The 26,001-nt window shown below is 57.6% G+C and carries 30 protein-coding genes; 27 read left to right on the top strand and 3 right to left on the bottom strand.

Annotation, left to right across the window (positions count from 1 at the left end; all coding sequences use genetic code 11):
- Window positions 1-15 precede the first annotated feature (15 nt).
- Complete coding sequence (locus BFN10_RS24375; RefSeq protein ID WP_173668590.1) at window positions 16-405, top strand: antiterminator Q family protein; 390 nt, start codon at window positions 16-18, stop codon at window positions 403-405.
- Between the two features lie 59 nt (window positions 406-464).
- Here the strand turns inward: BFN10_RS24375 and BFN10_RS24370 are convergent, their stop codons facing one another.
- Window positions 465-2,291: a P-loop NTPase family protein gene (locus BFN10_RS24370; RefSeq protein ID WP_130898108.1), complete on the bottom strand. Its 1,827-nt coding sequence runs from the start codon at window positions 2,289-2,291 to the stop codon at window positions 465-467.
- A gap of 292 nt (window positions 2,292-2,583) precedes the next feature.
- On the opposite strand from BFN10_RS24370, the gene BFN10_RS24365 reads away from it, so the two are divergent.
- The 26 genes from BFN10_RS24365 to BFN10_RS24240 all read left to right on the top strand — a co-directional run bounded on the left by BFN10_RS24365 (window position 2,584) and on the right by BFN10_RS24240 (window position 24,699).
- Window positions 2,584-2,928: a phage holin family protein gene (locus BFN10_RS24365; protein ID WP_071491838.1), complete on the top strand. Its 345-nt coding sequence runs from the start codon at window positions 2,584-2,586 to the stop codon at window positions 2,926-2,928.
- Window positions 2,929-2,951: 23 nt separating this feature from the next.
- Window positions 2,952-3,689, top strand: coding sequence for a hypothetical protein (locus BFN10_RS24360; protein WP_071491837.1), 738 nt, complete (start codon window positions 2,952-2,954; stop codon window positions 3,687-3,689).
- A 198-nt stretch (window positions 3,690-3,887) separates the two neighbouring features.
- Window positions 3,888-4,442, top strand: coding sequence for a terminase small subunit (locus tag BFN10_RS24355; RefSeq protein ID WP_046035594.1), 555 nt, complete (start codon window positions 3,888-3,890; stop codon window positions 4,440-4,442).
- Window positions 4,405-6,468, top strand: coding sequence for a phage terminase large subunit family protein (locus tag BFN10_RS24350; RefSeq protein ID WP_083351473.1), 2,064 nt, complete (start codon window positions 4,405-4,407; stop codon window positions 6,466-6,468). The genes BFN10_RS24355 and BFN10_RS24350 overlap by 38 nt, the downstream gene beginning before the upstream one ends.
- Entirely contained in the window at window positions 6,459-6,671 is a 213-nt protein-coding gene (locus BFN10_RS24345) for a primosomal replication protein PriB/PriC domain protein (RefSeq protein ID WP_071491836.1), read from the top strand. Before BFN10_RS24350 ends, BFN10_RS24345 begins: the two co-directional genes overlap by 10 nt.
- Window positions 6,668-8,194 (top strand): phage portal protein, encoded by a 1,527-nt coding sequence (locus BFN10_RS24340; RefSeq protein WP_071491835.1) that lies wholly within the window; start codon window positions 6,668-6,670, stop codon window positions 8,192-8,194. The genes BFN10_RS24345 and BFN10_RS24340 overlap by 4 nt, the downstream gene beginning before the upstream one ends.
- Entirely contained in the window at window positions 8,160-10,253 is a 2,094-nt protein-coding gene (locus BFN10_RS24335) for a ClpP-like prohead protease/major capsid protein fusion protein (RefSeq protein WP_414860442.1), read from the top strand. The genes BFN10_RS24340 and BFN10_RS24335 overlap by 35 nt, the downstream gene beginning before the upstream one ends.
- Before the next feature lie 68 nt (window positions 10,254-10,321).
- On the top strand, window positions 10,322-10,636 hold the full coding sequence (locus tag BFN10_RS24330; RefSeq protein ID WP_071491834.1) for a DUF2190 family protein: 315 nt from the start codon (window positions 10,322-10,324) through the stop codon (window positions 10,634-10,636).
- Complete coding sequence (locus BFN10_RS24325; protein WP_071491833.1) at window positions 10,636-11,016, top strand: head-tail joining protein; 381 nt, start codon at window positions 10,636-10,638, stop codon at window positions 11,014-11,016. Before BFN10_RS24330 ends, BFN10_RS24325 begins: the two co-directional genes overlap by 1 nt.
- Complete coding sequence (locus BFN10_RS24320; protein WP_231999504.1) at window positions 10,991-11,497, top strand: hypothetical protein; 507 nt, start codon at window positions 10,991-10,993, stop codon at window positions 11,495-11,497. The genes BFN10_RS24325 and BFN10_RS24320 overlap by 26 nt, the downstream gene beginning before the upstream one ends.
- A complete protein-coding gene (locus BFN10_RS24315; protein ID WP_071491832.1) occupies window positions 11,494-12,099 on the top strand; it encodes a phage baseplate assembly protein V in 606 nt (201 codons plus the stop codon). Before BFN10_RS24320 ends, BFN10_RS24315 begins: the two co-directional genes overlap by 4 nt.
- Window positions 12,100-12,152: 53 nt before the next feature.
- Window positions 12,153-12,371 (top strand): hypothetical protein, encoded by a 219-nt coding sequence (locus BFN10_RS24310; RefSeq protein ID WP_071491831.1) that lies wholly within the window; start codon window positions 12,153-12,155, stop codon window positions 12,369-12,371.
- A gap of 5 nt (window positions 12,372-12,376) precedes the next feature.
- Window positions 12,377-12,703: a GPW/gp25 family protein gene (locus BFN10_RS24305; RefSeq protein ID WP_071491830.1), complete on the top strand. Its 327-nt coding sequence runs from the start codon at window positions 12,377-12,379 to the stop codon at window positions 12,701-12,703.
- Entirely contained in the window at window positions 12,700-13,599 is a 900-nt protein-coding gene (locus BFN10_RS24300) for a baseplate assembly protein (protein ID WP_071491829.1), read from the top strand. The genes BFN10_RS24305 and BFN10_RS24300 overlap by 4 nt, the downstream gene beginning before the upstream one ends.
- Window positions 13,577-14,182, top strand: a complete 606-nt coding sequence (locus tag BFN10_RS24295; protein WP_071491828.1) for a phage tail protein I — start codon at window positions 13,577-13,579, stop codon at window positions 14,180-14,182. Before BFN10_RS24300 ends, BFN10_RS24295 begins: the two co-directional genes overlap by 23 nt.
- On the top strand, window positions 14,179-16,134 hold the full coding sequence (locus BFN10_RS29785) for a phage tail protein (RefSeq protein WP_231999503.1): 1,956 nt from the start codon (window positions 14,179-14,181) through the stop codon (window positions 16,132-16,134). The genes BFN10_RS24295 and BFN10_RS29785 overlap by 4 nt, the downstream gene beginning before the upstream one ends.
- A gap of 2 nt (window positions 16,135-16,136) precedes the next feature.
- Complete coding sequence (locus tag BFN10_RS24285) at window positions 16,137-16,625, top strand: tail fiber assembly protein (protein WP_083351471.1); 489 nt, start codon at window positions 16,137-16,139, stop codon at window positions 16,623-16,625.
- A 101-nt stretch (window positions 16,626-16,726) separates the two neighbouring features.
- Window positions 16,727-17,893 (top strand): phage tail sheath subtilisin-like domain-containing protein, encoded by a 1,167-nt coding sequence (locus BFN10_RS24280; RefSeq protein ID WP_071491827.1) that lies wholly within the window; start codon window positions 16,727-16,729, stop codon window positions 17,891-17,893.
- Between the two features lie 12 nt (window positions 17,894-17,905).
- Window positions 17,906-18,409 carry a phage major tail tube protein gene (locus BFN10_RS24275; protein WP_071491826.1) on the top strand — a complete coding sequence of 168 codons (504 nt, stop codon included), beginning with the start codon at window positions 17,906-17,908 and terminating at the stop codon, window positions 18,407-18,409.
- A gap of 11 nt (window positions 18,410-18,420) precedes the next feature.
- Complete coding sequence (locus BFN10_RS24270; RefSeq protein WP_071491825.1) at window positions 18,421-18,729, top strand: phage tail assembly protein; 309 nt, start codon at window positions 18,421-18,423, stop codon at window positions 18,727-18,729.
- A 148-nt stretch (window positions 18,730-18,877) separates the two neighbouring features.
- Complete coding sequence (locus BFN10_RS24265) at window positions 18,878-21,364, top strand: phage tail tape measure protein (RefSeq protein WP_071491824.1); 2,487 nt, start codon at window positions 18,878-18,880, stop codon at window positions 21,362-21,364.
- A 10-nt stretch (window positions 21,365-21,374) separates the two neighbouring features.
- Window positions 21,375-22,220 carry a phage tail protein gene (locus tag BFN10_RS24260; protein WP_071491823.1) on the top strand — a complete coding sequence of 282 codons (846 nt, stop codon included), beginning with the start codon at window positions 21,375-21,377 and terminating at the stop codon, window positions 22,218-22,220.
- Complete coding sequence (locus tag BFN10_RS24255; RefSeq protein WP_071491822.1) at window positions 22,195-22,401, top strand: tail protein X; 207 nt, start codon at window positions 22,195-22,197, stop codon at window positions 22,399-22,401. The genes BFN10_RS24260 and BFN10_RS24255 overlap by 26 nt, the downstream gene beginning before the upstream one ends.
- A 97-nt stretch (window positions 22,402-22,498) precedes the next feature.
- Window positions 22,499-23,548 carry a phage late control D family protein gene (locus BFN10_RS24250; RefSeq protein ID WP_071491821.1) on the top strand — a complete coding sequence of 350 codons (1,050 nt, stop codon included), beginning with the start codon at window positions 22,499-22,501 and terminating at the stop codon, window positions 23,546-23,548.
- A gap of 57 nt (window positions 23,549-23,605) precedes the next feature.
- Window positions 23,606-24,139, top strand: a complete 534-nt coding sequence (locus tag BFN10_RS24245) for a glycoside hydrolase family 19 protein (protein ID WP_071491820.1) — start codon at window positions 23,606-23,608, stop codon at window positions 24,137-24,139.
- Window positions 24,136-24,699, top strand: a complete 564-nt coding sequence (locus BFN10_RS24240) for a lysis system i-spanin subunit Rz (RefSeq protein WP_083351470.1) — start codon at window positions 24,136-24,138, stop codon at window positions 24,697-24,699. The genes BFN10_RS24245 and BFN10_RS24240 overlap by 4 nt, the downstream gene beginning before the upstream one ends.
- On the opposite strand, the gene BFN10_RS24235 is transcribed toward BFN10_RS24240, so the two are convergent.
- Both BFN10_RS24235 and BFN10_RS24230 read right to left on the bottom strand, forming a co-directional pair.
- Window positions 24,659-24,922, bottom strand: a complete 264-nt coding sequence (locus tag BFN10_RS24235) for a hypothetical protein (RefSeq protein ID WP_071491819.1) — start codon at window positions 24,920-24,922, stop codon at window positions 24,659-24,661. The genes BFN10_RS24240 and BFN10_RS24235 overlap by 41 nt on opposite strands.
- 179 nt (window positions 24,923-25,101) lie before the next feature.
- Window positions 25,102-25,836, bottom strand: a complete 735-nt coding sequence (locus BFN10_RS24230) for an SOS response-associated peptidase family protein (RefSeq protein ID WP_071491818.1) — start codon at window positions 25,834-25,836, stop codon at window positions 25,102-25,104.
- Between the last annotated feature and the right edge of the window lie 165 nt (window positions 25,837-26,001).

Genomic DNA, 26,001 nt, shown 5'->3' with positions numbered 1-26,001 from the left:
CAGGGGATTGAGAGCATGATGATTCGTAAGCCGGCTGGCCGGCCATTGGGGGACACCGAATACCTGCTGGAACAGTGGGGTTGGTGGAGAATGGGCGATATGGGTGTGCCTGGTTACACGTCTCCGACTTTTGCGCTTATGAGGCAGGCGGGCGCACAGACTTCAGCTAGTAAGAATTACTGCATAACAGATGACTGGGCCATTGCCGTCGATAGTGCGGTGGCAAGACTTAGCCACAGGGATCAACAGATGGGCGATGTTATTTGGCTATACTATGGTGCGAAATGGCCCATGGTACGGGTGGGTAAGTATTATGGTATCAGTGAAGGCAAAGCTAGAGAGTTAGCTAGGGCTGGGGCCGCATGGATCGATTGCGCTGTCAGTGGTCTACGAGAAGTAGCTTAAATTTTCTTTGAAAAGCAAGGGCCTCAATTATCTGGGGCCCTCCAAAAAATCTATTACGGCTAAGATTGATTAACTAAATCTCTAAAGTCAGTTGACCAAATTCGACTAATTCGTTTTTTTCTGAACTGTGTGGCTTTTTCATGTTCTCGGTCAATTAGGCGCATGACCTCAACTAACCAAGGTTTTTCAGTTTTGAGGGTGCCGGAAAGTTGCCCTGAAGAATATCTTTGCTCTATTCCTCTGCTAATATGTCTCCAGTGTTTTGCTGGTGATCCCATCCATTCTTGGACAAAATCGCTAGCGTTAATGCATGGCATAATATCAATGGTTGCATAATCATTGTTTCCGCTATTTGTATGGCTGACTTTTTCAGCGAATTTTGCTCCGTCTGTTGATATTAGGTTTGTGAGTATTTTTGAGAACTCAGGATAACTTTTTATCGTGGCCTGGCGTTCAATATCTCTGAAATAGTCATTTATTCTGAAGAAGTGAGGTTTGTAGCTATCTTCGACCCAGCTAGCGTAGTTGTCATAAATGTTAGAGTATGAGGTTCCGCTATGATGAATGTCTCCTCTTAGCGGTTTAACTTTGTTCTGGGTAAGAAGGTCGTCAATGTACTTTTTGCATTCGTCTTCGACTTCGTCGAGACTTCTATTTATTATAGTCATTTCTGATAGGAGAAATCTGAATGCAAATAGATGAAACATTTCACCAGGGGTGGTTATCTCTCTCTCATCGAATTGACTAATAAGTTTTTCTGCTGCGTCGCGAGATTCGGACTCGCTCAGTTCGTCAAACTTCATGAAAACTTTCCACGCAGGCAAGTCGGCAGCCTTTGTGAAGTAAAGGCTCTCGTTTAATGATGCGTGGAGTAGTGGCTCGGAATAGATGCCTTTGGTAAGCATTCTTATGAGTATGTCATCATTTAATATGCGATTGCCTAAGTCGATACTGTTATATCTCTCAGCTGCATTGTAAATCGAGGGTCGCGGAGTTGTGAAATCTCTAGTTGATGCCATTTTATGTCTAAATATAGTATTGGCTCGGTCCACAAGGTCTGTACCAACTAAGCGGCCTGCCCTGATTTCTAGGCTAAGTGCAACGAAAAGACTGCTGAGTTCTGCCAATGCTACTTCATGAGCTTTATGCTTTGGTGCAAGAAGGTTGAGTAGCCTGGTCAAGTCCTCTATGGAGTGTTTTAGTATTCGAAGAGAATAAGTCTCTGATTCGTGAAAGATGTCTAAGATTACGGATTTGAGTTTATTTATAATTGCTGCGGTGTCTGTCGATTTAATATTTTTTACAAAGCTGTCAAATGCTTCCGAGGTTTTGGGAGTGATAACTATGGTTTGGCCAAATACTTTCTCTTTGGATCCTATAAAGCTATCTGCTATTTTTTTGTCATGTGCCAGGACAACTACTCTGCATTGATGATGCTCTAGATATTTGTTGAATATTCCAAGTAAGTCATTCGTGGCGATCTTGCTCCGTTCAAGATCGTCAAAGACTAGGATTCTGTCGTTTTTCACGTGCTCTCTTATCAACGCGTTTGCCAAGCCGGCAACTAGACCACCTACGTTAACTGGACCCGCTCCAGCGCCATCCGTAGAATTCGCCAGTCCCTTTGTAATGGCAAGTGTTGGATGCATTTTTGCATATACGGTTGAATAAATTTCTTCTGTAGTTTGTGTGCCGAATAAACTAATATAATAAATTTCGTCCTTTTTTAATATTTGTGTTACTTGGTGTGTCTTGCCGGATCCCCAGTCGCCAGTTACTAATACTCCATATCCTGGGCTTGATAGGGTTTTGTAGTAATCTAAATACTCTTTTAGGTGTGAGGTTTCGTGTGTTTCATTGAGTCCGTGTAGGTTTTCGTCGTTCACGTTGATAACATCCTTGCTCTTTAGGTGGATACATAGCTTCCCATTGGTAATCTACCTTTTCTCTACGAGGTAAAAAACACTTTTCCGCGCGGAATACATCTGTTTTCATAGCAGCGTGTATTGCTGTGAACGCAGCGAGACGCCTTCAAAACCCGGCTACTGAGTCGGGTTTTTTGTTCCTATTTTCAAGCCTTGCCACTGAGCGGGGCTTTTTTGTTTTCGGCCCCACGCCTGTCTCCTTGCCTAAAGCGGATGCCAACGACGTGGATGCCGACCTATTTGAGGACTCAAGATGAACTCCGAGCATCAGGCGCTGACCGATGTACCTTTGTGGTTGTTGGTTCTGCTGAGCCTCGCCGGTTTGTCTGGAGAAATGCTTCGCGCATCAGGCAGCGATCTTGGCCTTCGCCAAATCCTTCAGCGAGTAGCACTGCGCTTTCTCGCTTCTGGCCTGCTGGGTATGGCCACGTTGCTGCTCGCAATGGCCCTGTGGAACAACCTCTACCTGGCGGCCGGCTTGGGCATCGTAATCGCCGTGATAGGTGCAGATGTTGCCGGTGGCCTGTACACGCAATTCTTGGCACGTAAGGCGGGCGTTAGCGACCCGGCTCCAGGCCGTACCACTAACGGTCAGTAGATCGACAGAATCGGGGAGGGACGATGTTCAAGGTCGACATGTCGCTGGACGCGTTCCCTGTTTCTGCGGGCATGCGGGAGCTAGAGAAAAAGCACATTCCATTTGTGATGGCTCGCACCGCGACCTTACTGGCCCAGCGGGTCAAGAAGGGCACCATAACGGTGATGCAGAAACGCCTAGACCGGCCCACCCCGACCACGCTGAACAGCCTGTTCGTAAAAATGGCCACCAAGGCGCGAGCCGCTGAGGTCTACTTCAAAGACTCATGGGCGTCGGGTATTCCTGCCGACACTTACCTTCAGCAGTCGGTGAGCGGTGGTCTGCGGCCTCACAAGCGTTTCGAGAAATCGTTGATAGCACGCGGCATTATGCGCGGCGGCCAATACGCCGTGCCCACCACGGCTTTTATGAATCAGTACGGCAACGTGTCACGCGGCACGATGTTGAAGATCCTGTCGGGCCTGGGGGCTGCTGAATCGACGCGAGGCTATCAAGCAAACGCCAATGGCAGTGCTAAAAGTCGACGTAAGGGTAACGCCCATCGCTTCTTCTCAGGTGATGTTGACGGCACGCAGGGTGTGTGGGAGCGCAAGTCGATGGGCATGGGCGATGCAGTTCGGCCGGTGTTCATCTTCGCGGATTCAGCGCCCAGGTATCGAACCATTTTCCCGTTCTTCAAGATCGGGCAAAACATCGTAAACGCGAACTATCAAGCTGACGCAGCGACCGCCTGGGCTGAGGCGATGGCTTCGGCCCGGTAATGGCCATAATCGCCGTGAATTCAGAAAAAGGGTGAAAAAAGTGGCCTTTTCTTCAATTTTCTCACCTTTTTAGCTTGACAGGGCGGCCGGTTCGAAAAATCAAAGGTACTCCCGGACCCCCACCTCTCATGGGGGTAATTCGGGCCCCGCGTCTTCGCTATATATGACCCATTTTCAAAGGTTGGTTGTTGTGTAGTTATGGCTAATCAATCGATCACCCGTAAACCCGAGTGGCTGAACAAATCACGCATGGCGGACAGCCTCGGGATTACCACGCAAGCCTTCGATAAATGGGGGGTGACGCCCATCGCCAAGATTGGCCGGGAGTCGTTTTATGACGTGCGTTCTGTGCTGGATAACCGGCTGGTTCACAAGGGCGAGAAACAACAACCGCTGGATGACGACGGCCAACCCATCGATCCGCTGATTGAGTACAAGCAAGCGCAGCAGAAACTGCGGTTGACCACTGAGCAAGCCGACGCCCAAGAAATGCGTAATCGGGTGAAAGCCAAAAAGCTGGTGCCGGTGGATTTCTGCCTGTTCGCTCTGGGCAAGTTGAGCGCGATGCTCGGCTCAACGCTGGACACCATTCACATCAAAGTGAAACGCAAGCACCCGGATATCGAGGTGCGTCACATCGAGGCTATCCAACGTGAAATAGCCGTTACGCGGAACGAAGCGGTCAACCTGGCCGACACCTTGCCGGAGCTTCTAGATGAGTTCGTCGAAGCCCTGGATGAGGGCGCTGATTGATAGCGTCCGTAAGGGCCTAACCGGTCTCTACAAGGAACCGCCACTGACGGCGGTTGAGTGGGCCGATAAGCATTTTTACCTGTCCTCCGAGTCGTCCTATCAGGAGGGGCGCTGGACCACGGCGCCGTTTCAGGTCGCCATTCTTAATGCGATGGGCAATGACCTGATCGCTGTAGTCAACGTGCTGAAGTCCGCGCGGGTTGGCTATACCAAGATGCTGGTAGCCAATAAGGGCTACAAGATCCAGCACAAGAAACGCAACGTGTTGTCCTGGTGCCCGACCGATCCGGACGCCGACACCATGATGAAGCGCCATATCGAAACGATGATCCGCGACGTTCCCCTGGTGCGCGCTTTGGCGCCCTGGTACGGCGTGAAGCACCGGGATAACACCCTGGACGAAAAGCGTTTTGATAACTCGAAAATGCTTTGGTGCCTGGGTGGTAAGGCGGCGCGCAACTACCGGGAGAAAAGCCCTGATGAAGTGATCTACGACGAACTGTCAAAGTTCGACGCCGATATCGAGGGTGAGGGCTCCCCGACGATGCTGGGGGATAAGCGCCTTGAAGGCGCGACGTTTCCTAAATCAATACGTGGGTCTACTCCTGGGGTGATCGTTGCCAGCGGTGAGGATGACGAGTCAGTGGGCGAGGGCTGCCAAATCAGCCGGGCGGCTGATGAGTCGCCGCACTTCCTTCGGTTCAACATCAAATGTCCGTGCTGCGGCACAGAGCAGCATTTGAAATGGGGAGCCTTCGACAAGCCTTACGGCATGCGCTGGCGGCTCGATGGATACGGCCAGGTTGAGAAAGCCTGGTACTTGTGCGAGTCCGGCAACGGTTGCACGTTCGAATACCACGAAATGATTCAGGCCTCAGTTACTGGCCGCTACATCTGCGAGCGCCAAGGTATTTGGACCCGCGACGGCATGGAGTGGTTTTCCGCCGATGATCAGCCAATCACCACGCCGCGATCTGTCACGTTCCACATCTGGACCGTGTACTCCGAGTTCGTTACCTGGGCTTCGGTGGTCAGTGAATGGCTGAAAGTCGGCAAGGACCGGGGAAAGCTCAAGACCTTTATCAACACCACATTGGGCGAAGCCTGGGAAGAAGACCAAGGCGAGAAACTGGAATGGGAAGTGCTGGCCAAGCGGCGTAGCAACTACCTGAAAGTGCCCGCCCGGGGTGTCGCGCTGTTCGGCGGGATTGACACGCAGGATGACCGTTATGAGGGCCGTGTTTGGGCTTTCGGCGCCGGTGAGGAAGCGTGGCTGGTCCACCGTTGGGTGCTGACCGGTGACCCTGCAAGCGTTGAGCTGCGCAAGAAAGTGGGCCAGGAAATACGACGCCAGTTCACCCGCGAAGACGGCACGCTAATGCGTGTAGAGCGCTGGTGCTGGGACTCCGGTGGTCACTACTCGGACGAAGTTCGCAAGGAAAGCAAAAAGCACGGCGTCACCTGGGTTATCCCGGTGTTCGGCGCTGCGACCTACGGCAAGAAGATTGCCACCTTCCCAAAGAAAAAGACCAAGGGCGACCGGGTTTACCTCACTGAGGTAGGTACGGACAACGCCAAGGAGCTGATCTACAGCCGCTTGAAAATCGAACCGGACGGCGACCGCCCAGTGCCTGAGTGCATCCACTTGCCGCTTAACGAGCTGGTGTGTGACGAAGACGAAATGAAGCAGCTGACCAGCGAGCGTAAAGAATGGGTGGTTTCCAAAGGCCGCCGGGTTCAGCGCTGGACCAACGGCCGCCGCCGCAATGAAGCCCTTGACTGTTTTGTGTATGCACTGGCCGCTCTGCGGATCAGTCAGGAGCGTTTTGGCCTGGATCTGGAGCAACTGGCCTTAGAGGCTCAGTTCGTTCCGGCCACGGGCGCGTGGGAGGTGCCGGAAGTGCCAGACCTGAATGAGCCAGAAGAATCAGAGCCGCCGATTGAGTCGGCGCGGCCTGAGCACCCATCAACTCAAGCCGACGCCCCTGGCGACTGGCATAACGTGGAAAGTAACGGATGGCTATAAACGCGCAGGAGATGCTGGACAAGTATCTGGAGGCAGAGGCCGCCATTCTGCTGGGTAAAACGACCATTTTTAATGGCCGCACCCACACCATGGCCGAACTGCCGCAAATCCAAGCAGGTCGACGCGAATGGGAGCGCCGCGTTAGTGCCCAGCGCGCCGCCGCGCAGGGCAGTCCGGGTTATGCCCTGGCTGAGTTTCGTTGAACTTCCTCGACCGCTGCATTGCAGCGGTTAGCCCGGGTGCGGGGTTACGGCGCCTGGCGGCACGTAGCGGAATCCAAGCCTTTGAGGCTGCCGAGGTCACGCGCACACACAAGGCGAAGCGACAAACGCGAAGCGCTGACAACTCGTTGCAGCGCGACGCTGAATCGTTGCGCGGCCAGGCTCGAAAGTTGGACGAAGACCACGACCTGGTGACGGGTATTTTCGACCGGTTGGAAGAGCGGGTAGTGGGTGGTGCCGGGATCGCGGTGGAGCCGCTGCCCCTGGATCACGCTGGCAACATTCACCTGGAGTTCGCGGCGCAAATCAAAGACCTGTGGGCCGAGTGGTCCTTGCGGCCGGAAACCTCGGGAGAGCTAACCCGGGCGCAAATGGAGCGGCTGGTGTGCCGCACCTGGCTACGTGATGGCGAGGCGCTAGCCCAGCAGTTGTTTGGCAAGGTGGCCAACTTCAAGCACTTGCATAAAGTGCCTTTTACCCTGGAGTTGCTGGAGCCGGATTACCTGCCCTGGAGCTATAACGACGAATCGAAAGGGATTTGCCAGGGCATCACACGCGACGCCTGGCGCCGGGTCGTCGGATACAACCTGCTTAAGCGTCACCCCGGCAGTGCCTTGGGTTTCAGCATGTCGGTGGATACCAAGTTCGTGCCGGCTGATCGGATGTTGCACATCGCGTACCGCAAGCGAATTGGGCAGAACAGGGGCCAGCCTCTGTTGCACGCCGTGTTGACGCGCTTGGCGGACATCAAGGACTACGAAGAAAGCGAGCGCGTTGCTGCCCGTATCAGCGCAGCCCTGGCGATGTTCATCAAAAAGGGCTCGACCGACGACTACGTGGTTGCGCCTACGACTGCCGGCAAAGACGGTCAGGCCACTGGTGCCCGAAGTATTCCGATTGCCCCGGGCATGGTGTTTGACGGGCTGCTGCCCGGCGAAGACGTGGGGATGATTGAAAGCAACCGGCCCAGCCAGTTTGTGGAGAGTTTCCGCAACGGTCAGTTGCGCGCGGTTGCGGCGGGTACGCGCATTGGTTACTCCACGGCGACGCGCAGTTACACGGGCACTTACTCGGCCCAGCGTCAGGAACTGGTGGAGTCGCAACTGGGTTACGACCTGCTGCAACACGAATTCATCGACTACTGGTCGCGCAAGGTTTACCGGGCCTTTATCGAAATGGCGTTGGTCAGCGGCGTGCTTGTGCCGCCAGGCGACGTAAACATGGATTCGGTGTACGGCGCGGTTTATCAGGGGCCGGTGATGCCCTGGATTAACCCGGTGCATGAGGCGACCGCCTGGGATGCGCTGGTGCAGGGCGGTTTTGCCGATGAGGCCGAAGTGATCCGAGCGCGTGGGCGAAACCCGCAAGAACTTAAGCGCTCGCGTCAGGCGGAAATCGAAAGCAACCGGGCGAAAGGGCTGGTGTTCAGCTCCGACGCCTATCACAAGTTCTACGGGAAAGTGACCGTCAATGCAGACCTATCAAGCGAAAAAGAGAAAGCGTGAAGCGCCGCCGCTGACGATGCCCAGGGCGTCGGTTCAGTCGTCGGTTTCGTCCGTGATTACGGCGGCAAACCAGCCAGTGGAGAGTTGGTACTCAATGCGCGCCATGGCGCGCGGTAGTGTCGAGATCCTGCTGTATGACGAGATCGGCGGATGGGGTATCACCGCCAAGCAGTTCGCCCAGGATCTGGCCGCCTGTGGTGACGTGTCACAAATCAATCTGCGCATTCACTCGCCCGGTGGCGATGTGTTCGCCGGCATGGCGATTTACAACACGCTCAAGGCCCACCCGGCCCGCGTAGATGTGTACATCGACGGTCTGGCCGCTTCTATGGCCAGCGTGATCGCGATGGCGGGCGACAAGGTGTATATGCCGACTAACGCCATGATGATGATCCACAAGCCCTGGGGCGCGCAGGGCGGTGATGCGGACGATATGCGCCGCTATGCCGATCTGCTCGACAAGGTTGAAGGAACGTTGGTGCAGGCCTACGTCAGCAAGACCGGCAAGAGCGCGGAAGAAATCCACGCGCTGTTGAAGGATGAAACATGGATGGATGGCAGCGAGGCGGTGGCAGCCGGCTTCGCTGATCAGTTGATTGATCCGCTGGTAGCTGCCGCACAACTCAAATCGAAACGCATGCAGGAGTTTGAACACATGCCGCCAGAAGCTTTTAACAGCCTGATGAACCCGCGTAACCAAGTGCCTGCCCCGGCTCCAGCTCCAACACCAGCGCCTGCCCCGGCTCCGGCAAATTCCTTGTCGGCTGATCAGATTCGCGCCCAGGTCATTGCCGAGGAAGGCGTGCGCCGTACCGGTATCACTGCCGCTTTCGGCAGTTTTGCAACTGACCATTCCGAGCTGTTGCAAGCTTGCGTAGCTGACATGGCCTGCACTGTTGAAAGTGCCCGGGCGCAGCTGTTGGCCAAGTTGGGCGAGCAGTCCACGCCATCGAATATCCCGGGTCTGCACGGTCATATTTCCAACGGTAATCTGGTTGGCGATTCGGTGCGTGCATCCCTGGAGGCGCGGATCGGCATCGCCGCAATCGAGGCCAGCAACGGCTTGAACCACATGAGTATGCGCGAGCTGGCCCGTGCATCTCTGACCGAGCGCGGCATTTTGGTGGCGACGCTCAACCCGATGCAGATGGTCGGCATGGCATTTACCCACGGTTCTAGCGACTTCGGGCAGATCCTGCTGGATATCGCCGGTAAGTCGGTTTTGACCGGGTGGGAAGAAGCCCCCGAGACGTTCCAGCTCTGGACCAAAAAAGGGCAGTTGAGCGACTTCAAAACCTCTTCGCGTGTGGGCCTGGGCGAGTTCCCGAGCTTGCGCGAAGTGCGCCCGGGCGCCGAGTACAAACACATCACCCTAAGTGATCGCGGCGAGCCGATCACGCTGGCGACCTACGGCGAGCTGTTTTCGATCACCCGTCAGGCGATCATCAACGACGACCTGTCGTTGTTGAGTGACGTGCCTTACAAGATGGGCCAGGCAGCGCGCGCGACCATCGGTGATTTGGTCTATGCGGTACTGACCAGTCCGCCGAAGATGCGCGACGGTAAGTCGTTGTTTGATGCTTCGCGCAAAAACAACGCGGCCGGTCCGGCGTCTGAGCTGTCCATTGCCAGCTTGATCGCTGGTAAGACTGCAATGGCCTCGCAAAAAACCCAGGTTGATGGTGGCAAGCCTCGCACCTTGAACATTCGCCCTGCTTACGTGCTGACCCCGGTGGCCCTGGAAGACAAGGCCAACCAAATCATCAACTCGGCCTCTGTGCCGGGCGCTGATGCTAACTCTGGCATCATCAACCCGATCCGCGGCTTTGCCAAAGTGATTGGTGAGCCGCGTCTTGATGATGCGTCGGCAACGGCCTGGTATATGGCTGCCAAGCAAGGCAGCGACACCATTGAAGTTGCTTACCTCAACGGCATTGATACGCCGTATGTGGAGCAGCAAAACGGCTTCAGCGTCGACGGCGTGGCCAGCAAGGTGCGTATCGACGCAGGCGTTGCGCCTGCCGACTTCCGTGGCCTGTACAGCGCCGCTGGTAAGTAAACCCCGCTGTCCCTGATAACCCGGCCTAGTGCGGGGTTTGTTGTTTTTGCGTTCTGGAGAATTGAGCGATGTCTAAGAATTATTCGGGTACCGGCCGGTCTTGCACGTTTGTGTCCCCTACTGGCGGCACCAAAGCCGGCGTACCTGTGGCGATCAACGCCATGGTGGTGATCCCGCTGGAAGACACGGTAAAAGGCCAGGCCTTTACCGGCGTGCTGGGTGATGCCTGGGTGCTGCCTGTCACCGGTGCGCTGAAGGCAGGCGTCAAGGTCAGTGTTTTGGCCGGTACGTTGGTCGCTGATGGCACTGCGGATGCTGTGCCCTTCGGCAAGCTGCTGACTGACGCGTCTGGCGGCTTCGCTGAAGCCCTGTTGATCCAGTAATGGCCGGCGGCTTTCGGGCTCTGGCAGATCGCATGGACGCCTTGGCGGTAGAGCGCCTGGGCGATCCAGCGACGCTGGCAGATGGTCGTAGAGTCTTCGGTGCGTTTGCCTCCCCCTTTATCGGCGCTGAAATCGGCGGCAGCAAGAGCGGCGCGGCACGTTTGGGTGGCGCAATCAACGCCGACGAGGTGTTAGAGCCCACCCTGACCGCGCGAGTGGTCGACGTGCAAGGCGTCAAAAAGGGCGACCATTTAACCATTGAGCTGCCGCCCCTGTTGGGTGGTGGCCGTTACAAGGTTGTTCGCCAGAAGCCCGATGGTTCCGGCATGGTCGACTTAGTATTGAGTGTGTCCAATGAGCGAACTGACGACATTACATGATGCGATCACTCGCATCATTAGCAAGTGCATGCCCAAGGTGGTGCATGTTGAGCAGTTCCCGGAGCTGGGCGCCGAGGTGATGACGCCGGCGCTGTTGTACGGGATTACTGACATGGCACCGGGCCTGGATCGAGGGGAGGGCAAAACGGCGGTCCTTGGTCGTTTCCAATCCTGCATTCTGGTGGAGGCAGACCGGTCTAAGGCATCGCTCCAGGCCGCTATCTTGGCTGGCCAAATGATGACGGTGCTAAAGGATCAGTTTTGGGATTTGGATTTTGTCACCGGCCCGCCGTCGCAGGTCCACGCCCAGCCTGAAGCTCCCACGCCTGAGCTTGAACAGTTCGTCATGTGGTCAGTTCAATGGATCCAGCCTTTCGAGTTGGGAGAGTTCACTTGGCCATGGCCTGACGAACCGCCTGGCTCGCTGGTTATCGACATAGAACCAGGTGACGGGCCGGTAAGTCCCGAGGACATTCAGTGAGTTACGCCAGTGCGGAACATGACCGCATGATCGCGGCCATGCTAATGCCGTGTGTGGTGGTCGGCGTGGATCTGGCGGCACCGGCGGTACGTGTCAGCAATGGCGAATGGACGAGCGCCTGGGTGCGCTGGCACAGCCTGGCGGCCGGTAAGGCGCGACATTGGCGCGCGCCAAGCCTGGGCGAGCAGGGGGTTTTGTTCAATCCCAGCGGCCAGGCGGGCATGGGGACGTTTATTCCCGGGCTGTACGGCAATGCCGGCGGACCGCCGGATAACCGGGACCATGTAGAAGTCTGGCGTTTTGACGATGGCGGCTCCCTGGTTTACGACTGGGAGGCCAAGACGTACACCATCACGCTGCCCACGGGTACGGTCACCATCAAAGTGGGCAGCACAGTGGTTACCGTTACGGATAACGCGGTGAATGCCACGGTGGGCGGTACCGAGTTCGATCTGGCGCCCGGTTGGGCCGCGATCAAATCGCCGCAGATAGCGTTGATCGGCGCGGTAGAAATCGACGGCCCGTTACACGTAACGCAAAGCATCACCGGCGACGCCGATATTCTGGCGGCCGGTAATAGCGATAACCACCACAAGCACTAACCCAATTCACCTACAGCCCGCCGCGTGCGGGTTTTTTCATGCCCGGAGAAATCATGGCCAAGCCCATCGAGAAGCCCGCAACCGAAGAACAAGCCTCCGCTGCGCCTGCGTCTTTGACGTTCCGCGATCTGGTCTACACGTCGCGCACGCTGGTTGTGCCTGATACCGATCGTACCTACCCGGTGGTCAAGAGCCTGGTTGTGGTGCCGGAATCTGACAAAGAGGCCGTGGCCTTCCTGAAGGCTCATAGCGAATACGCCCAGGAGGGTTAAGCCAGATGATCGGAATGGATCGCCACACCGGGCAACCCATATCCGGCATCGAGCATTTGCGACAGTCCATCGCGGACATCTTAAGTACGCCCCTGGGCAGTCGCCGGCACCGGCCGGAGTACGGCAGCAAGCTACGCCTGTTCGTTGACTTGCCAATCAATGCTGGCTGGAAAAGTGCGGTGCAGGCCGAGGCGGCCCATGCACTCGGCCGTAGTGAACCACGCCTAAAGCTTGAGCGCGTGACGGCGCTGTCGCTGCTGGACGGGAAAATCAATATGAGCGTTGCCGGCGAGTACCTGGGCGACAGCTTTGTCTTGGAGGTAAGCGTATGAGCATCGTGGACTTGTCGGCCTTGCCGGCGCCGGAGGTGCTTGAGCCGCTGGACTTTGAAGAGGTCTACGACGAAGGGCTATCGGCGTTTCGCGCCTATATGGGCGACAACTGGAATGCCGCGCTCGAAAGTGATCCGGTTTCCAAATTGCTGGAGGTTGGGGCTTATAACAAGGTTGGTAACCGCGCCCGGGTTAACGATGCATGCAAGGCGCTGCTGTTGGCTCACGCCACTGGTAGCGACCTCGATCAGTTGGGCGCAAACGTCAATCTGAAACGCCTAGTTATTCAGCCCGAGGATCTGCTGGCGGTTCCGCCGGTGCCGCAAGTACTTGAGGATCATGACTCGTTTCGTGAGCGCATCCAGTTGGCTTACGAGGGATTGACCACGGCCGGCCCGCGTAACAGCTACATCCTGCATGCCCGTAACGCGTCTGGACTTGTGCGGGATGCCACGGCGGAAAGTCCGTCGCCGGCAAACGTTACCGTAACGGTGCTGAGTGCGGAGGGGGATGGTACGGCCACGCCGGAACTGTTGGCCACGGTGGCTACCGCGCTGAATGATGAGGATGTGCGGCCATTGGGTGACCGGGTCAAGGTTCAGGGGGCCCAAATCCTGAAGTACCGAGTTGACGCCATCCTGCATATGAACAGCGCGGGGCCTGAGCGTGACGCAGCCTTGGCCGAAGCCAAAAGCCGCCTATCGAGCTGGATCAATCCCCGTAAGCGTCTCGGCGTTGAGGTGGCCCGGTCTGCGGTAGACGCCCAGGTGCATGTTGCAGGCGTTTCTCGTGTTGAGCTGACTGGGTGGGTCGACCTGTCACCCACAAAGGCCCAGGCCGCTTACTGCACCGGTTACGACGTGAGGTTGGCGGATGAAAAGCCTGCTACCCAGTAATAGCACCCAGCTAGAGCGAGCCATTGAAGCCGCGTTCTACGAAAAAACCATTGTTCCGTTGCGCACGCTCTACAACGCCGATACGTGCCCAGCCCACTTGTTGCTACATCTGGCTTGGGCCTGGTCGGTCGACCGCTGGGATTACCGGTGGAGCGAGTCGACTAAGCGGGCCGCCATCAGGGCCTCGTACTACATCCACAAGCACAAAGGCACGATTGGCGCATTGCGTCGCGTGGTGGAGCCGCTGGGCTATCTGATCGAGGTCATGGAGTGGTGGCAGACGGTGCCCGAGGGGGTGCCGGGCACGTTCGCGCTGAAAGTCGGCGTTTTGGACGCCGGCATTACCGAAGAAATGTACGAAGAGTTGACCCGGCTCATTGATGACGCCAAGCCCGTCAGTCGGCACATGACCGGTCTGGCGATCAGCCTGGAAACCACCGGTTACATCGGCATCGGCGCCTGTGTAAGCGAGGGTGAAGTGATCGACGTTTACCCACCAACCCCCCGCGATATCGAGGTGACCGGCACTTATGGCCTGGTCATGTGTATCGATGAAGTTGACACCCAGGACGTGTATCCATGATTGATCAGAACAGTCAGTTTTTCGCCATCCTCACGGAAGTTGGGGAGGCGAAACAGGCAAACGCTACCGCCTTGGGCCAGTCTTGGACCTTCGCCCAAATGGGCGTGGGTGATGCCAACGGCACGGACCCAATCCCCAATCGCACGCAAACCCGCCTGATCAACGAATGGCGCCGCGCGGCGGTCAATCAGGTGCGAACCGATCCGGCCAACCCGAATATCATCATCACTGAGCAGGTGATTCCGGCCGACGTGGGCGGTAAGTGGATCCGGGAAATCGGTCTGTATGACGCCGCCGGCGATCTGGTGGCGGTAGCCAACTGCGCGCCGAGCTTCAAGCCTTTGCTTGTGCAGGGGACCGGCAAGACCCAAATTATCCGGATGAATTTCATCGTCGCGAGTACCGCGAGCGTCGTCCTGAAGATTGACCCGGCGATTGTCCTGGCGACCCGTGAATACGTTGACACCCAGATTGTTGAAGCCATGGCAAAAATGGACTTTAAACATTCGGTGTTGGTGGCGACCACGGCCAGCATTGCCTTGAGCGGCGTGCAGACCATCGACGGCGTGTTGTTGCCGGCGGATGCGCGCGTGCTGGTGAAGAATCAGGGGGACGCCAAGGAAAACGGCTTGTACGTGGTTTCTTCGACCGGCGTGTGGAAGCGCACCCAGGACGCAGACAGCAGCGCCGAGGTGACGCCGGGGCTGTTTGTCAGTGTCGAGAAGGGCACTGCCAACGGCGACAGCGTTTGGCAGCTGGTGACGGATGCGCCGATTGTATTGGGCACTACTGCCCTGGCCTTTGAAATGGCTGTTGGCCGCACCGGCGTGAGCGCTGGCTCTTACGCCAATGTCACCGTCGATAAGTACGGTCGTGTTATTGCTGGTACCAATCCCACTACGTTGGCGGGGCATGGAATCACTGACGGGCTTCGTGTCGGCGCAGTGAGTCAGCAGTATCCGATTCTGGCCGCCCCGGCCCCTGGTGGGGTAGACAACACTGGTACCGGTGGTGCGCTGCAAATCCGAGAGGCTCAGGAAGTCGGCGCCGCTCAAACGACACTGGATTACGCCCCCCGTATTTTGTTCCACTGGCAAGGTTTGAAAGCTCGCGATTTGGCGATGTCGAACCTGGGGGACCTGCTTTGGGGCAGTAACTTGGTGTACCACGGCGGAAACTTCAGTCCTGCGTCCAAGGCCAACCTGGCAAGCCCCGCATTCACGGGCACCCCTACAGCTCCAACGGCTACCGCTGGCACCAATACCACGCAGTTGGCCAACACGGCCTTTGTTTGGTCGGCGGTAAACGCCTATGCAACGACTGTCACGGCCTCGCTTAACCTGAAAGCCGATCTGGCAACTTCTCTTCGGATTGGTTCGGTCAGTCGTCAGCGGCCGATTCTGTCAGGCCCAATCCCGGCCGGCGCAGACAATGGCGGAGATGGTGCGGGTGGCGCAGCCGAGATCAGGGAAGTTCAAGAAGTTGGCAACACGCAATCTGATATGAAGTACGCGCCATCGCTGCTTTTCAATTGGTCGAGCAAGTTTGCGCGCTACCTGAAGATGTCGCCTGTGGGCGATCTGGTCTGGGGTGATAAAAAGGTCTTCACCGAAGGCAATATCACTGATGTGCTGGCTACTGTCGCTATGCAGCCAAATGGCCGCGTTCTGATTCCAACTAAGGACGGAACGCCGCTTTACCTTCAGTGGTACGAGGGGCCGCTCGCTGGAGCTGAAACAGTTGCTTATCCCGCAGTAAGTCATCCTGTCCCATTCCCGACTGAGTGCCTTTTTGCTGGTGTTTTTACGAGATCCACAAGTAGCAATACGCTGTCGGATCAGATGTTCCAGATGGAATATTGGGATCGCCTGGGCGTTAAGGTTTTTCCGCAATGGTTTGGCACTGGCAATCAGTCGCTTGTTAAACCTCTGATATTTGCTATCGGGAATTGAGTATGGCCAATGAAGAAGAAGTGCCGGAGCTAGTCAGGTCCGAAGTCATTTATTACAGCGCGCAAGATTGCGGCTTTTTGTTCTTGTCTGAGCGATCAGCTTATGACGCTGCGGGTACTTGGCCGCCAGATGTTGTGGAGGTGACAGAGGACGATTGGCAGAACTTTGGCCAGAAGTCGCCGCCTCCTGGCATGCGTCGTGGTAGTGATGCTGATGGTCGCCCGGCCTGGGTCACTCCCGAGGTTTCGCCGGATGATGCGCGGGGGCAGGAGCGCGCTTGGCGTGATCGTCAGTTGAAAGCCACTGATAGCCTGGTTACGCGCCACCGCGACGAGCTTGAGGCTGATCGCCCCACAACCTTGCGCGCTGAGCAGTATCAGCAATTGCAGCGCTATCGCCTGGATCTGCGCGACTGGCCTGATTCCGAGTTATTCCCGGGCGCTTCTGATCGCCCGACGCAGCCGGTCTGGCTGGCTGGCAGCACCGAGTAACGCCCCGCATCGACGGGGCGTTTTCTTTTCCGTTACGCGTAACACGAACAACCTACGGCCTCGCCTATGCGGGGTTTTTTCGTATCTGGAGATTGAGCCCTATGAGTTTCTTTCACGGTATCACCACTTCGCTGATCGACACGGGGCCGCGCACTATCTCGCTCCCATCGTCCTCGATCATCGGCCTTTGCGACACCTTCACCCCAGGGGTACTCGGTGGCGGTAGTGCCAAGGCTGGCGAGCTGAAGCTGATCACGTCCGAGCGCGAAGCCATTGCCGCGTTCGGTGCCGATTCGGCAATTACCCGGGCTTGTCAGGCGATCTATGTGCGGGCAAAGGCTGTAATCGTCGCCATTGGCGTCCCTAAGCTCGCTGACGCCGCGCTGCAAACATCCGCCATCATCGGCGGCGTTCTGACGGACGGGCAGCGCACGGGCCTTCAGGCGCTGCTGGACGGCAAGAGCCGACACAACGCCCAGCCCAAATTGCTGATTGCCCCGGGGCACTCGGCCACGCAGGCGGTTGCCACCGCCATGGATGCCCTGGCCGGCAAGCTGCGCGCAATTGCCATTGTTGATGGTCCGAATACCACTGATGAGGCCGCCATGGCCTACGCCCTGAACTTCGGCAGTAAGCGCATCTACTTGGTAGATCCGGGCGTGCAGTTCTGGAGCACCGTCGAAAGCGCGACGGTTAACGCACCGGCTTCGGCCTGGGTGGCAGGCTTGTTTGCCTGGACCGATGCCGAGTACGGCTACTGGGCGTCACCATCGAACAAAGAGTTTGTTGGCATCACCGGTACCACTCGGCCGGTGGAGTACTTGGACGGCGACGAGACGTGCCGGGCCAACCTGCTCAATAACGCGAACATCACCACGATTATTCGCGATGGCGGTTACCGCTTGTGGGGCAACCGTACCTGTTCGGCCGATGCCAAGTGGTCCTTCGTCACCCGTGTGCGCACCTGCGACATCCTCATGGATGCGATCCAGGCGGGTCATAAGTGGGCTGTAGACCGCTCGATCACTAAAACCTATGTGTCTGACGTCACCGAGGGGCTTCAGGCCTTCATGCGTGATCAGAAGAACGCCGGCGCAGTGATCAACTTCGAGGTCTACGCGGACACCGAGCGCAACACGGCCAGCCAAATCGAGCAGGGCAAAATCTACTGGCGCATTCGCTTCACCGACGTGCCGCCGGCCGAGAACCCGAATTTCCTGATCGAAGTCACCAATGAGTGGCTGACCGAAGTTCTTGAAGCAGCCTAAGGGGGCCGAGCAATGATTCCTGAAATGTTGACCAACTGCGTCATGTTTGCTGATGGCGTGAGCTTTTCCGGTGACGTGCCGTCCATGACGCTGCCCAAACTCTCGATCAAAACCGAGGAATACCGGGGCGGCGGCATGAGCGGCCCGGTCGACCTGCCCACCGGTTTGGAAAAGCTGGAAGCGGCATTCACCACCAACGGCGTGCGTAAAGAGGCGCTGAAGTTCTTCGGCCTGGCGGATCAGACCGCGTGCAACCTCGTTTTCCGTGGATCGTTCAAGGGCCAAAAAGGCACCGTCAAGTCTGTAACTGTGACCCTGCGCGGCTCGCTCAAAGAAGTCGATATGGGCGATTGGAAACCGGGCGACAAGGCTGAAATCAAGCACGCCGTAGCCGTCACCTACTACAAGCTCGAGATCGACGGGCGTGTGATGTTCGAAATCGACTTTGCCAACATGGTGCAGGTGATCAACGGTGTTGATCAGCTGGCCGCTGAACGCTCGGCCCTGGGCCTCTAAGGATTGATGAAATGACCGATTCTCTTACTGCACCGCTGCCGTCCTGGCTGGTCCTGAGTGACGAAGGCGTTACCGTAACGCTCAAGCACAAGGCCAATCTCAATGGGGTTGTGACCGACAAGCTGATGATGCGCGCGCCCAGCGTCAAGGATGTTATAGCCGCCAAGATCGCCGGCAATGGTGACCATGAAAAGGTGGAGCTGAACTTGTTTTCCAGTCTGCTTATGGCTACTGAGGCCGAACTCACAGCCCTCAAATACAAGGACTACATGCGCCTCCAGGCGGGCTATTTTCGCCTGGTTGAAGAAGACGACGTGTAACGAGGGCACGCTTAAGGCGCTGGCCAAGCGCTTGGCAAAAGAGACGGGTTTCTCTTCTGCCGAGATCCTGGCCATGCCCTTTAACGTGATGGTGTGGTGGCTCACGGATTGAGCCGCTGTTGATCTACACGACGTATAGGGCGCGCACATGGCGAACAAACTTGCTCTCGGCCTGGTGATTGGCGGGGCCGTCAGCTCGACGGTAGGGGCGGCGTTCAAGGACGTCAGCAACAAAATAAAGAAGCTGGAGGAACAAGGTTCCCGGGCGCGGGTGCTGCAAAAGACCATCGGCGAAACCATGCGTTTGCGCGAGGAATGGCTCAAAGCGCACATGGCCGGCGAAAAGGGCGCTGATGCGCTACGGCGGAAGCTGGAGAATAATCTGGACGGCCTGCGCAAGCAGGGCGTTGAGGTGCGCAACCTTACCAAGGCTTACGCAGCTATGGGGCAGGCCGCGACCAAGGCTGAGCTTAAAGCCAAGGGCCATATGCAGCTCGATGCTGGTAAACAGCAGTTGAAAAGCAGCATAGGCCAGGCGGCGGCGGCCACGGCCGCGATGGCCGTTCCTACGAAGGTTAGCGCGGACTATGGCGCGATCATTCGTGACATTGCGATCAAAGCGAATATTGCCAACACGCCCGAAGAAGCGCAGATGTCGAAAACGATCATCGGCACGTCGCGCGATACCGGGATGGCCCGTAATCAGGTGGCCGAGGTGGTCAACGCCCTGGTGGGGGCGGGCATGGAGCTTGATAAGGCCATGTCTTACGCACCGGTGGCGGCTAAGTTTGCAATTGGCCAGGGGTCGGACGGCGGCGAAACGGCCCGCATGATCAACGCCCTGGGGCAGAACGCCAAAATCTCCGACCCGGCCGTGATGCAAAAGGCGCTGGAGGCCATCGCCTATCAGGGCCAGGCGGGCAGTTTTGAAGCGGCCGACATGGCTCGTTGGTTCCCCGAGCTGCTGGCGGGTATGGGCAAGATCGGTATCACCGGCATGGATGCGGTGACGCAACTGGGCTCAATGCTTCAGGTGCAGATGAAGACCGCCGGCGGCGCTGATGAGGCGGCCAACAACCTCAAAAACTGGATGGAGAAAATCGGTTCTGGCGATACGCTCAAGGCTTACAAGGACGCGGGAATTGACTACCAAGGGTCGATGAATACCGGCCTGCAGAACGGTAAATCAACTCTGGAGTCCAGCTTTGAGTTGGCGCAGAAGTACATTGCGGCAACGGATCCGAAGAAGGCCGCCGCGATGGCGGCCGCTACGGCAAAGATCAGCAAGGAGACTGATCCCGCTAAGGCCAAGGCCATGATTGCGTCCCTGGAGCAGGCTTTGCGTACCGGGGATCTGTTCGCGGATATGCAGGTTAAAGGCGCTTTAACGGCCTATATGCAGAACAAAGAGTTGTACGCCCAGCTCAAGAAAGACTCGGCTTCGGCCACTGGCATCCTTGATAAGAACCTTGAGGAGCGCCGGCAGGCATCGGCGCAGAAATGGGCGGAAATGGCACAGGGCATGGACGACGCCATGCGCGCCATTGGTGACGCCTTCCGACCGGTCACTGACAAGGTGGCGGATGGGTTGGCCTACGTCACCCAGGGCCTCGCCAAGCTGTCGGACGAGTCGCCCCGGGTTGTGACTGGGATCGGCGCCGCCGTGGCGGCCGTGATCGCGTTTCAGACTGCTATGAGCGGATTCAAGATCGCCAAGGGCCTGCTCAACCTTGGGCGCGGCTCGTTGATGGGTAATCCCAATATTCCGCAAAAAGTCATTGTTACCAACATGCCGATGGGTGGGCCTGGTGGCATGGATTTGGGCGGCGTCGATGACGCGGGCGGTAAGGATGGGAAGGGCAAGGGCAGGGGCGGCGGCCGTGGCAGAAGTCCGGGCCGTGGCGTTGGCGCGGGCCTGAAGGGGCCGGCAGTGTTGGCCGTAATTGAGGCCGGCTTTAAGGTCAAAGACACTTACGACAACGCTGAAACCCAGGACGAAAAAGCCGAAGGCTATGGCGCTGCGGCCGGCGGGCTTGCTGGCACTCTTGCCGGCGCTGCGGCCGGTGCGGCCATCGGGTCGGCGGTACCGGTAATCGGAACCATCTTGGGCGGTTTGATTGGTGGGTATCTAGGGAGCTTGGGCGGTGACGCCCTGGGCGGTGCCATCGGCAAGTCAATGTTTGGCTCTGACGAAAGCAAGAAGGCCATGCCCGTGGCCGGGCCATTGATGATGAAGGATGCCGGCAAGGACATCCCGCCGGTATTGGGGGATATCGCCAAGTCGTTTACGCCTTCGCGCACAGGGCCTCTCATGTTGACCAATCCAGGCCAGGGCGCTTTACCGGCAACACCTGGCACGGTTAATCCGGGTGATGCCGCGCGTTCCATGATGTTGCCGCAGGCTAGTGCCGACGCGGTTGCAGCGCCACTTGCTGCGGCTGTGGTGGCGAAGGTGCAGCCGGCGAAGATCGAGCCCAAGGTAGATATTCACGCTCCTATCACGCTCACGGTGCAAGGCGATGTGAAAGACCCGAACGAGATCCTGGCCCAGCTGCGGCCGCTGATGGAACAGCAGCAACGGGAGATCGCCCAGCAATTGGAAAGCCGCAAGCTCTACGACGCGCCCAATATCTAACGGGGGGAATATGGAATCACTGGCACAGCTACAGTCCGGCCTGAAATACCTGGCCTCTGCCGGAGAAGCGGGCCGGCGCAGTATCGACGGGGTGATTGGGCCGGTAAACGGTGCGATCAGCGAAATCACCGGCGCGGCCAACGAGCTGGAGGACCTGCCGTTTATTGGTCCTGCCGTGGGGGAAAAGCTTCAGCGTGTCATGCGCGGAATTGCCACTGCCCAGGCCAAGGTTGGCCAGGTGGTTGCTACCTATAACCGGGCCACGCGCGCCCTGTCGCAGATTGATGAGCGTCTGGATACCTTGAAAGAGCAGGCCGGTCGGGCAGCTACGGCGATCAACAAGATCGCCGGCAAGATTGACCCGTCGTTGGCCAATATCCTGCCGACCGGTGCCTTTGCCACGGACGGCACGCCGGCGAAAGAGGCGGTGAAGCCTTTCCCCCATCTGCTGATCATTCAGCCGCTGGACCCGAAGGCGCAGCCGTATTACTTCAACCTTGATACGGCGGCCTTTGATTCGCTGCGCCGCTCGACAGAGTACCGCTGGGCCTCCCAGGAGCGCCTGACGCGCCGTGCGGCCCAGCAGGCGGTTGGTATGGGGGACGAGAAAATCACGCTCAAGGGCGATATTTTCCCGGGTTACCGTGGTGGGCTTGAACAGCTCAATACATTGCGCTCGATAGGCTCCCAGCTCAAGCCGGTGACCCTGACCACGGGCTATGGGTTTGTGTTGGGTACCTGGTGCCTCAAGACCATTGACGAAGACCAAAGCGCGCTGATGCAGGGTGGTATCCCCCGCAAACAGGCGTTTACCTTGGAGTTTGTGCGCTATGGCGACGATATGCAGAACATCTGACGGGGATCTTCTGGACACCATTTGCCATAACTTCTATGGCCATCTGGTGGGCAGTGTCGAGGCAGTGTTGACGGCCAATCAGGGCCTGGCCGATGAGGATCAGCCTTACCGTACCGGCGTGCTGATTGTTCTGCCGGATCTGCCTGGCCCTGTGGATGAGCAAGTGGCGCTGTGGGATTGATTCAGCTCGCCGCTTCCAGACAGGCCTGGCGTTCGTTACACGTAACTCCCCTTTCCCTAGAGCCCGCCCAGTGCGGGTTTTTATTGGCCAATGTCCTATGACTCCGCAATTTAGAATCGTCGCGAATGGTTCCGACATTACGTCGCTGATTAATGATCGGCTTTTGCTGTTGCGCACCACGGATAAGCCCGGCATGGAGTCGGACGAGTTTGAGTTGCGCATTGATGACCGCGACGGCCTGGTAACGCTCCCCAAGCGCGGCGCCGGGATCGAGGTCTACCTGGGCTATGCCGAAACGTCCCTGGTGCGCATAGGTCGCTATGTGGTCGATGAAATCGAGGTATCCGGCCCGCCGGACACCATCGTTATCCGGGGCAAGGCGAGCGACATGCGCGGTACCGGTAAATCGATCCGCAGCGGTAGCTGGGAAGGCGTGCCACTGTCGAAAATCGTTTCTGACATCGCGGCGCGCAATGGCTGGACGCCCGCCTGCACCATTGCCACGAAGGTCGCCCGGGCTGACCAGCTCCACGAGTCTGACTTCAGCTTTGTCACGCGCCTGGCTAAACAGTACGACTGCACCGCCAAGGTGGGCGACGGTAAGTTGATGGTGATGCAGCGCCAAGCGGGCCTGAGTGCCAGCGGCAAGGTGATTGGCGCGATCACCATCACGCGCAGCGACGTAAGCCGCTGGCAATTCCGCCTTGGCGACCGTAACGCGCACAAGACCGTGGCGGCCAAGCATCAGGACAAAAAGACGGGCACGTTATCGGTGGTTTCCCTGGAGAACGACGACGTGCCGGACGGCCTGCCGGCGGTGCACACCGACCGCCATATTCACCCGAACAAGACCGCCGCCGAATCCGCGGCTAAGGCGCGTTTGGCAGCATTCAATCGCTCGACTGCCGGCGTGCGCCTCGAGATGCCCGGGTGTACGGATTTGTTTGCTGAGCGCTCGGTCAATGCCCAGGGTTTCAAATTGGGGGTCGATGGCGAGTACTTGGTGGATTCGGTGGAGCAGACATTCACCCAAGCCGGCTGGTCCACCACCGTCGAGTGCAACGGCGGCAAAAAGGGCAAGGCCAAAGCGAAGGGCAAGAAAACGAAGAAAGCCGCGATTCCCGTCAAGGTTGTCAGCCTGGCGTAGCGAGGCAGTGCACCATCCATACCCGCCGCATGCGGGTTATTCACGTTAGGAGCTTGTATGCCAATTACTCAGCAGCAGTTGCTGCAGATCCTCCCGAACGCCGGCCGCCAAGCCGGCGTTTTTGTTTCTGTCCTGAACACGGCCATGAACCGTTACGGCATCGTCGGCGCAAGACGCGCAGCTGCATTTCTCGCCCAGGTCGGGCATGAGTCGGCCCAGTTGCGCCATGTTCGTGAAATTTGGGGCCCCACGACGCAGCAAGCTGGCTATGAGGGCCGTTCCGACCTGGGCAATACCGAGAAGGGGGATGGGCCCAAGTACCGTGGGCGCGGCCTGATCCAAGTCACTGGCCGGGCGAACTACACCGCGTGCGGCGAAGCACTGGGTCTAGACCTGGTAGCACGCCCCGAACTATTGGAGCTGCCACAGCACGCCACGATGTCGGCGGCGTGGTTCTGGTCAACCCGTGGGTTGAACACTTTGGCGGATCAGGGGCAGTTCGTGAAGATCACTCGGCGCATCAATGGTGGACTCACCGGGCAGGACGACCGGCAGGCGTTGTACGACAAGGCGCTGAAGGTGTTGGCATGACGCCCGGCCAGATCCTGGCGGCAATCCTGCTGGCGGTTTCCATTGGCTTTGGCGCCGCCTGGCAGGTGCAGTACTGGCGCATGGGCGAGAGGCTGGCCGTGCAGGCCGGTCTGCACCGGGATGACTTGGCGGCTATCAGCAATGCCGCCACCGCCCAGGTACGCACCTTGCAAGAAAAGCGCTTGGTCACCGAGCAGAAGCTCGCCATCCAGGACCAACTACACATCAAGGAATTATCTGATGCCCAGCGCAACCAAGCTCGCCTGCGTGACCAGCTTGCTACTGCTGATGTCCGGCTGTCAGTCCTCCTTACCGAGGATCCAGCCAGTAGCTGCAACGTGCCTGCAACCGCCGGCGCCGTCAGCGTGGTTCATGCAGCCCGTAGAGCCCAACTTGACCCAGCGCATGCTCAAAGAATTATCGGCATCACCGACTCCGGCGACCGAGGATTGATCGCGCTACGAGCTTGCCAGGCATATGTACGGGTTTTATCAGGCAATCGGTTGAGGGGGGATTCGGCTAGTGAACCGCCGATGCCGCATGAGTCTGGGCAGCAGTGAATTTGGTAATCTCCTGAACCCAAAACCGGCGATATTTAGTTTGGTCGGGTGGTATTGGATTTTGCATAGACCACGAGGCGTCCCCGTTTAAAGCGGCGCGGTAGGCCTGCCATTCCTTCGCTTCCGCCATGTCTCGAGCGCTTTCTTTGTCATCAAACCAACCCAAAATATAGACCTCGCCTTGATCTCTCCCATGTTCCACAAGCAAATAGATATCTTTCATAACGTGGATCCGTAGCAGCGTGCTTCCCCGACGCGGGGCACTTATCAATGCTATCGGCGACGTCTTGGATTTATTTAGCATGACAGATCTTGCACTAGACTCCCGTTAGTACATTCGATCTTCAGTTGATCAAGGACGATATGGATAAGCGGCTTGCAGGTCTTTCATTTCTGCTTACCCTAGGATGGGTCACTGCCGTCGGGTTCGTCATGTGGTTTTTTAGCCGATAAGTCCGGCTCTATAAGCTCTGGACCTTGGTTCCTGACGTTGCCGACGGCTCTACCAACAGGAAACCACTCGAACTCCTCGGTCGGCTGGCATAGCTCTTTTGCGATTTCCTCCGCGCGCGCCGGCGAGAGATCAGGTTCAAGCCATTCATTGGCGAGTTCAGGGGTAAGCACCAATGGCCGGCGGTCATGTATGTCGACCATGCCCTGATCGCTGGCAGCGGTGATGATGACGAAGCCGTCACCTTCGTGCGGGTCGAGGCCTGGATGAACCTGGGCCAAGGCGCCGAAGAACATCGGCTTTCTGCTTTTTAACCTGATGAAGTAGGGCTGCTTCTTTTTCGGGTCGTCTGGGTCTTTGACCCACTCATACCAGCCCTCGCTGGGCACGATCGCCCGACCACTGGGCCAAAGCTGTTTGAAGAACTTCCCCGTAGTCACGGTCTCAACCCGAGCATTTATCGGATCAGGCCGTTTTCCTTTCGCCCAAAAAGGCGCCCATCCCCAGTGCACAGCATCAATATGCAAGCCATCCACTTTGCTGTGCAGCAGTTGCACACGCGTCGACGGCGCGACGTTGAACCGACCTATAGGCTCTGCGTCATAGCCACTGAACAACTCGATCTGAGGGCTTAGCTCCTCGATATAGATCGCCATTCCCTCGTATTGCACGAATCGGCCACACATAGACTTCTCCACACGTCGGGTGTCTGGAACCGTTCACTACCGACCATCTCTACACGGTAGACCTTTACGTGTGCAATTCGTCATGACCTTCGATATACGACAGATAAGCGAGCTTAGAGCCTGGCTTGCTCTTGATGATGACCCGGCTTTTGTTAGCGGGACGCC

Source organism: Pseudomonas extremorientalis, assembly GCF_001870465.1.
Lineage (GTDB): Bacteria > Pseudomonadota > Gammaproteobacteria > Pseudomonadales > Pseudomonadaceae > Aquipseudomonas > Aquipseudomonas extremorientalis.
This window is presented reverse-complemented; position numbering and strand designations above follow the sequence as displayed.

Bases quoted from the DNA above. Each gene is read 5' to 3' on its own strand.
- BFN10_RS24375 (WP_173668590.1), top strand. From the start codon at position 16: ATGATGATTCGTAAGCCGGCTGGCCGGCCATTGGGGGACACCGAATAC.
- BFN10_RS24365 (WP_071491838.1), top strand. From the start codon at position 2,584: ATGAACTCCGAGCATCAGGCGCTGACCGATGTACCTTTGTGGTTGTTG.
- BFN10_RS24360 (WP_071491837.1), top strand. From the start codon at position 2,952: ATGTTCAAGGTCGACATGTCGCTGGACGCGTTCCCTGTTTCTGCGGGC.
- BFN10_RS24355 (WP_046035594.1), top strand. From the start codon at position 3,888: ATGGCTAATCAATCGATCACCCGTAAACCCGAGTGGCTGAACAAATCA.
- BFN10_RS24350 (WP_083351473.1), top strand. From the start codon at position 4,405: ATGAGTTCGTCGAAGCCCTGGATGAGGGCGCTGATTGATAGCGTCCGT.
- BFN10_RS24345 (WP_071491836.1), top strand. From the start codon at position 6,459: ATGGCTATAAACGCGCAGGAGATGCTGGACAAGTATCTGGAGGCAGAG.
- BFN10_RS24335 (WP_414860442.1), top strand. From the start codon at position 8,160: ATGCAGACCTATCAAGCGAAAAAGAGAAAGCGTGAAGCGCCGCCGCTG.
- BFN10_RS24330 (WP_071491834.1), top strand. From the start codon at position 10,322: ATGTCTAAGAATTATTCGGGTACCGGCCGGTCTTGCACGTTTGTGTCC.
- BFN10_RS24325 (WP_071491833.1), top strand. From the start codon at position 10,636: ATGGCCGGCGGCTTTCGGGCTCTGGCAGATCGCATGGACGCCTTGGCG.
- BFN10_RS24320 (WP_231999504.1), top strand. From the start codon at position 10,991: ATGAGCGAACTGACGACATTACATGATGCGATCACTCGCATCATTAGC.
- BFN10_RS24310 (WP_071491831.1), top strand. From the start codon at position 12,153: ATGGCCAAGCCCATCGAGAAGCCCGCAACCGAAGAACAAGCCTCCGCT.
- BFN10_RS24305 (WP_071491830.1), top strand. From the start codon at position 12,377: ATGATCGGAATGGATCGCCACACCGGGCAACCCATATCCGGCATCGAG.
- BFN10_RS24300 (WP_071491829.1), top strand. From the start codon at position 12,700: ATGAGCATCGTGGACTTGTCGGCCTTGCCGGCGCCGGAGGTGCTTGAG.
- BFN10_RS24295 (WP_071491828.1), top strand. From the start codon at position 13,577: ATGAAAAGCCTGCTACCCAGTAATAGCACCCAGCTAGAGCGAGCCATT.
- BFN10_RS29785 (WP_231999503.1), top strand. From the start codon at position 14,179: ATGATTGATCAGAACAGTCAGTTTTTCGCCATCCTCACGGAAGTTGGG.
- BFN10_RS24285 (WP_083351471.1), top strand. From the start codon at position 16,137: ATGGCCAATGAAGAAGAAGTGCCGGAGCTAGTCAGGTCCGAAGTCATT.
- BFN10_RS24280 (WP_071491827.1), top strand. From the start codon at position 16,727: ATGAGTTTCTTTCACGGTATCACCACTTCGCTGATCGACACGGGGCCG.
- BFN10_RS24275 (WP_071491826.1), top strand. From the start codon at position 17,906: ATGATTCCTGAAATGTTGACCAACTGCGTCATGTTTGCTGATGGCGTG.
- BFN10_RS24270 (WP_071491825.1), top strand. From the start codon at position 18,421: ATGACCGATTCTCTTACTGCACCGCTGCCGTCCTGGCTGGTCCTGAGT.
- BFN10_RS24265 (WP_071491824.1), top strand. From the start codon at position 18,878: ATGGCGAACAAACTTGCTCTCGGCCTGGTGATTGGCGGGGCCGTCAGC.
- BFN10_RS24260 (WP_071491823.1), top strand. From the start codon at position 21,375: ATGGAATCACTGGCACAGCTACAGTCCGGCCTGAAATACCTGGCCTCT.
- BFN10_RS24255 (WP_071491822.1), top strand. From the start codon at position 22,195: ATGGCGACGATATGCAGAACATCTGACGGGGATCTTCTGGACACCATT.
- BFN10_RS24250 (WP_071491821.1), top strand. From the start codon at position 22,499: ATGACTCCGCAATTTAGAATCGTCGCGAATGGTTCCGACATTACGTCG.
- BFN10_RS24245 (WP_071491820.1), top strand. From the start codon at position 23,606: ATGCCAATTACTCAGCAGCAGTTGCTGCAGATCCTCCCGAACGCCGGC.
- BFN10_RS24240 (WP_083351470.1), top strand. From the start codon at position 24,136: ATGACGCCCGGCCAGATCCTGGCGGCAATCCTGCTGGCGGTTTCCATT.
- BFN10_RS24235 (WP_071491819.1), bottom strand. From the start codon at position 24,922: ATGAAAGATATCTATTTGCTTGTGGAACATGGGAGAGATCAAGGCGAG.
- BFN10_RS24230 (WP_071491818.1), bottom strand. From the start codon at position 25,836: ATGTGTGGCCGATTCGTGCAATACGAGGGAATGGCGATCTATATCGAG.